This is a genomic window from Pontibacter qinzhouensis (assembly GCF_008017455.1).
In the GTDB taxonomy this organism is placed as follows: domain Bacteria; phylum Bacteroidota; class Bacteroidia; order Cytophagales; family Hymenobacteraceae; genus Pontibacter; species Pontibacter qinzhouensis.
This window is the reverse complement of record NZ_VRTY01000027.1, coordinates 55,644-62,549: the sequence shown is the minus strand read 5'-3', so window position 1 is coordinate 62,549 and position 6,906 is coordinate 55,644. Positions and strand designations below refer to the sequence as shown.

General features: G+C 46.2%; 4 protein-coding genes. 3 read left to right on the top strand and 1 reads right to left on the bottom strand.

Going from position 1 to position 6,906, the window contains the following annotated elements; all coding sequences use genetic code 11:
* On the bottom strand, positions 1–923 hold a 923-nt coding region (locus FVR03_RS09075), incomplete at its 3' end, for an HAD-IC family P-type ATPase (protein WP_147921430.1).
* A gap of 447 nt (positions 924–1,370) precedes the next feature.
* Between FVR03_RS09075 and holA the strand changes: the two genes are divergently transcribed.
* The 3 genes from holA to FVR03_RS09060 all read left to right on the top strand — a co-directional run bounded on the left by holA (position 1,371) and on the right by FVR03_RS09060 (position 6,874).
* Positions 1,371–2,417, top strand: a complete 1,047-nt coding sequence (holA, locus tag FVR03_RS09070; protein ID WP_147921429.1) for a DNA polymerase III subunit delta — start codon at positions 1,371–1,373, stop codon at positions 2,415–2,417.
* Positions 2,418–2,529: 112 nt separating this feature from the next.
* Entirely contained in the window at positions 2,530–3,081 is a 552-nt protein-coding gene (locus tag FVR03_RS09065; protein ID WP_147921428.1) for a hypothetical protein, read from the top strand.
* A 745-nt stretch (positions 3,082–3,826) separates the two neighbouring features.
* Positions 3,827–6,874, top strand: coding sequence for a tetratricopeptide repeat protein (locus tag FVR03_RS09060; protein ID WP_147921427.1), 3,048 nt, complete (start codon positions 3,827–3,829; stop codon positions 6,872–6,874).
* Positions 6,875–6,906: the final 32 nt, after the last annotated feature.

Sequence of the window (6,906 nt, the reverse complement as noted above, 5' to 3'; positions counted from 1 at the left end):
TTGGCCATGTTAGACACGCCCAGCGAGAGCATAATGGTGATGGCGGCTGGCAAACCTTCTGGTATAGCCCCGACTGCCAGGGCCACTGCTGCCATAAAAATCTCCGTAAAGCTCTGCCCGCGCACCAGCCCTATGATAATGCAAACCACCGACAAGGCCAATATCGCATAAAGCAAAATCTGGCTGAAATTCGATATCTGTTTTGTAAGAGGAGTTTCAAGGTCTACGGCACTGGCTATAGATTCCGATATCTTTCCTACTTCCGTGGCGTCGCCGGTGGCAATTACCACGCCTGTTGCTGTGCCGAAAGTAACGTTGGTGGTGGCAAAGGCCAGGCACACCCGGTCGCCCAGCACGGTATCGGCATCCACCTGCTGCGCTTGCTTGTCTACGGCCAACGACTCTCCTGTAAGCGCCGATTCGTCTACTTTCAGGTTCTTAACCTCCAGCAGGCGCAGATCAGCCGGCACACGATCGCCGGATTTCAGCAGCACCACATCGCCGGGCACCAGCTCCTCCGCATCCATCCTTGCTTTGCTGCCGTTACGCAACACCAGCGCCTCCGTCTTCAGCTCTTTAGAAAGGGCATTTATAGCTTGTTTTGCTTTCGATTCCTGAAAGTAACCAATGATGGCATTCACGAGCACTACGCCAAAAATTACAGAAGAATCGATGTACTCCTTCAGGAAAAAGGTGATGGCGGCTGCAGCCAGCAAGATATAGATAAGTGGCTGGTGGAACTGGAGCAGGAACAGCACGAGGTTAGATTGCCCTTCTTTCTGGGTAAAGAGGTTCCGGCCAAACTTATCGAGTCTGCTGGTTGCCTCTTCCTGTTGCAGCCCTACTTGCGGATCTGTTTCCAGATTTTTTATTACTTCCTGTGCCGGCAGCGCATGCCAGGCTTGTTGCGGTAGTTCCTGCATAATGGTTTGTTACGGAAAATCAGTTTTTGATGCACCTGCAGCCACAGAAGGAGCACTGGTGCAGCCGGTATAGAATACTACAGTTTATACAGTTACCTGCCTGTTCTGAAATAAGTAGTAGCAGGTGTAGTTGCAGTGGAGGTACGGCAGCAAAGGTATTAAGTTGATCTGCTGCCTAACAAACATAAACAGTGCCTGCAATAAACCTGAACCCTTGAGGGTTTTATCATAAAATGTCTTTGGAAGGCCATTTTTATTTAAATAATCTGAGCTTCAGGTGTTATAAAAACTTAACCTGGTGCCAGGCATTTCCCTGTTATAAGAGTTCAGAAATTAATTTTGATGCTTTACCTTTGTGAGGCATTTCTGCCTTGAACCTGGCACATCTGTTGTTGGAGGATCAGGAGCAGCAGCCAATTTCATTTCTTTATATAGTAAAAAATATATATGTCGCAAACACCTGAAGGTATTCTGGAGCAACTGAAGAAACGGCTGTTTGCCCCTGTGTATTTTTTGCAGGGCGAAGAGCCTTACTACATCGACCTGATTTCGGATTATATAGAAGCCAATGCGCTGCAGGAGCATGAGAAAGGCTTTAACCAGGTGGTGATCTATGGCAAAGACGCCGATGTTGCTACCATTCTGCTGCAGGCCAAGCGCTTCCCGATGATGTCGGAGCGGCAGGTAGTAATCGTGAAAGAGGCGCAATCGGTGCCGGACATTGAGAAAGAGGAGGGCATGAAACAACTGGAGACGTACCTGCAGAACCCGCTTCCGTCTACCATCCTGGTGCTGTGCTTTAAGCATAAATCGCTGGATGGGCGCAAATCGCTGGCCAAAGTAGTAGGCAAACATGCTGTGCTGCTCACCACCAAAAAGCTTTACGACAACCAGATTCCGGGTTGGGTAACAAGCTACATCAAAGAGAAAGGACTGCAGGCAACGCCAAAAGCCGTGCTGCTCCTGAGCGAGTTCATTGGCTCGGACCTGTCGCGGCAGGCAAACGAAATAGATAAACTGCTCCTGAACCTGAAGCCTGGCCAAACCATAGATGAGCGGGTAGTGCAGGAGAACGTGGGCATCAGTAAGGAATACAATATTTTTGAACTTCAGACGGCCCTTATTCAGCAGGATGCTCTGAAAGTGCACCGCATTATTCATTATTTCGAATCGAACCCGAAGAACAACCCCCTGATTCCGAACCTGTCGCTGCTGTTCTCCTTTTTTACAAAGCTCCTGGTGTTGCACATGAACGCTGATAAGTCGGAGGCAGCTGTGCGTAAAAGCCTGGGCAACCGGGGTTTTCTGGCCAAAGAGTACCTGCACGCGCTGCGGGTTTACCCGGCACAAAAAACCATCGATATCATTCACTTTATAAGGGTGGCCGATTTACAGGTAAAAGGCATTCAGGGCGGCAACATGTCCGATGCCGAGATCCTGAGAGAGTTGGTTTTCAAAATTCTGCACCCGGTGCCACGTGCGCTGGCTGTGTAGACCCTTGGCACCAAAAGCATTAAAATTCTTCTGGAGGGCATTTTGATTTGAATAATTTGGTTGGGGTTTGGTTGTTAGTTGCTAATTGTTGGGCTTAATTAGAATTAATGAAATGGAAAAAATATTGGCTGTTGTATTTTCTTGTTTGTTTTTCAGTTCTGCTAATGGACAAACAGAGTCTTCCCAAAAAGAAGACTATACAAGCCTATATTTAGCAACTATAGAAAATCTCGACTATTTGAAAAGCTCGAACGAACCTCAATATTTTGAGTTGACAGAAAATACAGAGAAAATAAAGGACAAAATCACAGTAAAAAACATCACTTTCCCAACAGGCAAGGAGTTAACAAAACTTGCGCTTAAAGAGAAAAACGGACTGACCATTTGGAGAGTAGTCCATAAAGTCATCGCTGATGATACGGTTGATATTAATATCGGCCCAGTCGATTACACAGCTAGAAGAGGTGTATTCTTTTACAACGGACGACCATACTTCACTAAAATCAACCTAGCTATAAGTTGTGGAGGCACAGAAAGGTACCAACCCACACAAAGGTTCGCCTTCGACCATGTCAAACAAGAATGGAATGCCATTGCATATGTCAAGCCTAAAACATTCAGAGAAAGGCTTTTGGAGGAGCAACAGAAAATGAAAAATAACTAAGCCCAACAACTAGGTCTTCGTTGGGCACGGAGTGCCTACAATGAAGGCCGGGTTGTACTTAACCGGTTGCGATACACCTTATTATATAGGGTTTTTCGTTTTAGGGAAATTTGATGCAATTAATTGATAATCAATGACATATAATTAACTTTCATGGAAAATTGAAAGTATAATTTATTGATTACCAAATACTTAATCATTTTAAAAAACATCAAATTAATGACTGAAGAACTCAGCCACTAATATACAAAAAACTACCGTAGGTTTAGTACAACATTGTATAAACGACGGCCTCGCCCGTCGTTTATACGAGACATTAGGTGTTAAATGGTTTTTTTGCTAACCAGTTTTAAACGCATAACGCAGTTTTTTGCCTTTGTATAAACAGCAATTCAATTTGCCGCTCCATAATCCCAATATGAATTTATAATCGTGATTCGTGCTACGAAGTACGAGTGTTGTTTTTCTTAAGGCGATACCGTTCTGAGTCCGGTAAGTTCAGTCACACACTGAAAAATTGGAAGAGGCTAAAAGAAAAAACCTGGGGCTGCACAATAATTCAGTTGTAAAGCCATTGAAGGAAGATAAGCCGGAGATCTGAAATTATATGGTAAACCTTTGTCTGTAGCAGGTACAGAACAGGCTGCAGCTAAGCTTTTTTTATTAACTTTGAATTTGGTGGAAGCCACCGCGGGTACAACAAAAAGATCAACGTTTAGTCCAGAAAGTGGGCAGAAAAGAATATATGAAGATAGCTTACAAAGTAGCGCTTGCAACGGTAATGGCTGGCGGAGCACACTTGGCTGAAGCACAGCATACGCAGGTTTTAACTTCTGAGGAACGACATTTCCATGAAGCAATCGAACTTTTTGATCGGGCAAAGTATGGGTCGGCGCAGGAGGCGTTTCAGAAATACATTACGCTTATCGGTGACGATGCCAAAACTGCCGATGCGCAATATTATTATGCTTTAAGCGGCTTGTACCTGCTTCATCCGGATGCGGAACAGCAAATTCTGGCTTTTACAGCCAAGTATCCGGCTCACCCCAAAACAGCGCTGGCGAACTACGAGTTAGGACTTTACTATTTCGAGAACAAAGACTATAAAAAGGCGGTAGATTTTCTGGTGCAGGCGCCAACGCATTTGCTTGGCATTAAGCAGAATAAGGAACTGGAGTTCAAGCTGGGCTACTCCTACTTTGCCACCAAAGATTTTGATAACGCCAAAATCTACTTCGACAAAAACAAGACCACGGGCTTCAGAACCGAAGAGCACCGTTTTGCCTACGCCTCTAACTACTATGCCGGGTACATTGCCTATCGCAACGGTGACTACACGGCGGCCAAAACCGATCTGAAAATTGCGGAGAAGAACGAAGCTTACCAGCAGATCGTGCCTTACATGGTAACAGAGATTCTTTATAAGGAGAACGACATTTACGAGGTTATAAGATACGGCGAAGCATCTTTGGCCGCCACACCCAAGCCAGCCCAGGCCGATGAAATTGCATTGCTTGTGGGCGATGCCTATTACCAGAAGGCAGATTATGCCACGGCCGCTACCTATTTTACGCAATATGCCCAGGGCAAGCGTACCCTCGATGAGGTGGTTCAATACAAGATCGCTTTTACCGACTACAAAAACGATAACTTTAAAAATGCCATCGCCAACTTCAAGGATATCGCCCTGAAGAAAACGGCTCTTGGGCAGAACGCCGCCTACTACCTCGGCTTAAGCTACTTAAAAGAAAACAACAAGCAGTTTGCACTCACTGCCTTTGACCAGGCCCGCAAAAACAACATCGACAAAAGCGTAACCGAAGCAGCAACGGTAAAATATGCCCAGGTTAACTACGAACTGGGTAACTTCCGGGAGGTAATTAACTCGCTTGCCAGCTTTACCAACGACTACCCGGATTCGGAGCAAGGCGCTGATGCCGACAACCTGCTAAGCGAGGCTTATTTTAACTCGAACAACTATCCGGATGCCATTCGCCACATTGAGAGCCTCCCGAAAAAAAGCTGGCGTATTCTGCAAACCTACCAACGGGTAACCTACTTCCATGCTGTTAATTTGTTTAACGATGCCAAGTTCGCCCAGTCTGTTACCATGCTCGACAAATCGCTGGAGTACCCTTACGATAAAGAGGTGACAGCAGGCAGCCATTTCCTTAAAGGAGAGGCTTACTCTATCGGGCAACGCTACGAAGATGCCATAAACAGTTACGGAGCCGTTTTCAGAAATGCGCCGGCCACTAACTCTGAATATTATATTAAAGCGAGGTACGGTGCCGGCTACGCTTATTACAACACAAAGCAGTACGAACGGGCTCTCACTCATTTTAAAGCCTATTTAGATGTGATTCAGCCTAGCAACGTGAACTACCACGACGCTACGTTGCGCCTTGCCGACTGCTATTATGTGGACAAAAAATATAGCGAGGCTTTAGGGCTGTATGAGCGGGTAATAGCCTCTAACTCACCTGACCGTGATTATGCCTACTTTCAGAAGGGGGTGGTGCTAAGCATTACCGGCAAACGCGACCAGGCATTGCAAAACCTGCAGACGGTGCAGACGCAGTTCCCAAATTCACGCTATGCGGATGCTGCCCAGTACCAACGCGCGCTCATCGATTTTGAAGCAGGTAATTACCAGCCGGCAATAACCGGTTTTACCGCACTTATTCAAACTAAGGCAGAAAGCAAGCTGGTGCCGAACGCTTTGCAGAAGCGCGGTATTGCTTATACCAATGTGCAGCGCTACAATGACGCCATTGTGGACTTTAAACGTGTGATGGATGAGTACCCGTCTTCTCCGGTGGCTAGCAGTGCTTTATACAGCCTTCAGGATGCACTTGCAAACCAGGACCGCAGCGAAGAATTTGACGGTTACCTGGCGCGTTACAAGACATCTAACCCCGAAAGCGGTGCTCTAGAAAGCATTGAATATGAAGCTGCTAAATCTCTGTACTTCAGTGAAAAATATGCGCAGGCCATACCTAAGTTTGAAGCTTATGTTTCTTCTTACCCTAAAAGCCCGTTTGTAAGCGATTCACGTTATTTTCTGGCAGATTCTTACCTGCGGCAGAATAACAGGGAAGAAGGCATGAGACGCATGAAGCAAGTAATTGCCGAGAACAAATCGGAGTACGTGAACCGCGCCATCCTGAAAGTAGCAGAAATAGAGTTTGAAGCTAAAAACTACACAGAGGCTATTAAATATTATGGCCGCTTACGTGATGTAGCCTCTAACCGGAACGAGCAAGCCAATGCACTCACCGGCCTGATGATGAGTTACTACCTCACTAATGACTATGCAGGCTCTAAACGTATTGCCAACGACCTGATCAGCCAGGGCAACGCAGCCCTTAATGCCCGAAACACCGCTTTGCTTTATCGTGGCAAATCTACTTACGCGCAAGGTAACATGGACCAGGCGCTGACAGAGTTCCGGGAGGCAGTAAAGGCAGCCTCCGATGTAAACGGAGCAGAGGCGCAGTACCTGGTGGCCGAAATTCTGTACAAGCAGAAGAAATACAAAGAGTCGATAGATGCTGCTTACGAATTCAATAATAAATACTCCAACTACGACTACTGGCTGGGCAGATCTTTCCTCATTATAGCCGATAACTACATGGCGCAGAACGAGACGTTCCAGGCAAAAGCTACTTTAGAGTCTATAATTGAAGGCTCTCCGGTAGAAGAAGTGGTGGCAGAGGCCAAGGTAAAGCTGGCTAAAATGGGAGGTGCAGGTGGAGGTACCGGTGACATGATCCAGATTCAGCCTAAGTAGTTTAAGTGTAAAGAAGTAGCAGAACAGAGAAA